The organism is Deinococcus betulae (genome assembly GCF_020166395.1).
Taxonomy (GTDB): domain Bacteria; phylum Deinococcota; class Deinococci; order Deinococcales; family Deinococcaceae; genus Deinococcus; species Deinococcus betulae.
This window is the reverse complement of record NZ_JAIQXU010000080.1, coordinates 1-1,109: the sequence shown is the minus strand read 5'-3', so window position 1 is coordinate 1,109 and position 1,109 is coordinate 1. Positions and strand designations below refer to the sequence as shown.

Annotated in this window: 1 protein-coding gene and 1 pseudogene; both read left to right on the top strand. The window is 61.9% G+C overall.

Annotated elements, in window-relative coordinates:
* Positions 1-50 precede the first annotated feature (50 nt).
* Positions 51-533 (top strand): winged helix-turn-helix domain-containing protein, encoded by a 483-nt coding sequence (locus tag K7W42_RS22700; RefSeq protein ID WP_224577679.1) that lies wholly within the window; start codon positions 51-53, stop codon positions 531-533.
* A gap of 11 nt (positions 534-544) precedes the next feature.
* A pseudogene (locus K7W42_RS22695) lies at positions 545-1,096 on the top strand (IS630 family transposase); the annotation flags it as partial.
* Between the last annotated feature and the right edge of the window lie 13 nt (positions 1,097-1,109).

Genomic DNA, 1,109 nt, shown 5'->3' with positions numbered 1-1,109 from the left:
ATACGGATTCCGACTAAAAGGCTTAGATTGGGAGCATCAAACAGACTCGCTTGACCGCTCCCTTAGCGCATAGCGCCACCGACTTCTGGCAGGTGTACACGGCGAGTACCTGTGCGGTGGAGCGGCGCCGGGCGCAGTTCTTTGCGTTGCTGGCTGAAGGACGCCCACCAGACGAGGTCTTGCAGGTGACGCGATATAGCCTGGTCAGCGCGTATGACCTGATGACACGGTATCGAGCACTGGGGCTGGCGGGACTTCGCGATGGGCGGCAGAGCAACCGGGGCGCGCCCCGGTTGCTGAGCGCAGATGAACAGCAGGCCCTGGCTGCCCGACTGCACGCGGACTTTGCACAAGGGATCGTGTGGTCAGGCAAACAGGTGCAGGATTGGGTACACGCACAGTTTGGCAAGACGGTGCATCTGGGCCGCACGTACGAATTCATGCGGGCAGCCGGGTTCTCCCCGCAAAAACCCCGACCGCGGCATGTGGGGGGCGATGAAGCGGCCAAAGCAGACTTCACAACAAAGGACTAACGGAGACGCTCCGCACGGCGGAGCGTCTCCATGCTCGGGTGTCACTGTGGTGCCTGGACGAACATCGGCTGGGTCTCAAGCCGATTCGCCGAACCGTCTGGGCACCGACGGGTCAACCCTTCACCTGTCCGGTCAAGCCTGCCTACGACTGGCTCTATCTCTACGCGTTTGTCAATCCAGAAACCGGCGAGAGCCGGTTCTGGTTGGTCCCTGTCTTGAACAAACTCGCGTACGCCGCCGTCATGACGGCGTTTGCTCAGAGTGTCGGCGCCTGCGCCGACCATCACGTGCTCGTGGTGCAGGATGGCGCTGGCTTTCATGTCCCGGCTCAGCGGGGACAGCCCCCAGGCATCCAGACCGTCACCCTGCCACCGTATGCTCCAGAATTGCAGCCCGCCGAACGGCTCTGGGCGCTCACCGACGCCACTGTGGCCAATCGAGCCTTCAATACCCTCGACGACTTCGCTCAGGTGCTAGCTGAACGGTGCGCCTGGCTCGAAACACAGCCGGATCTCCTCACCCAGCACACCCTCTTCCATTGGTGGCCCCTGTTAACCAATTAGTCGGAGTCCGTAT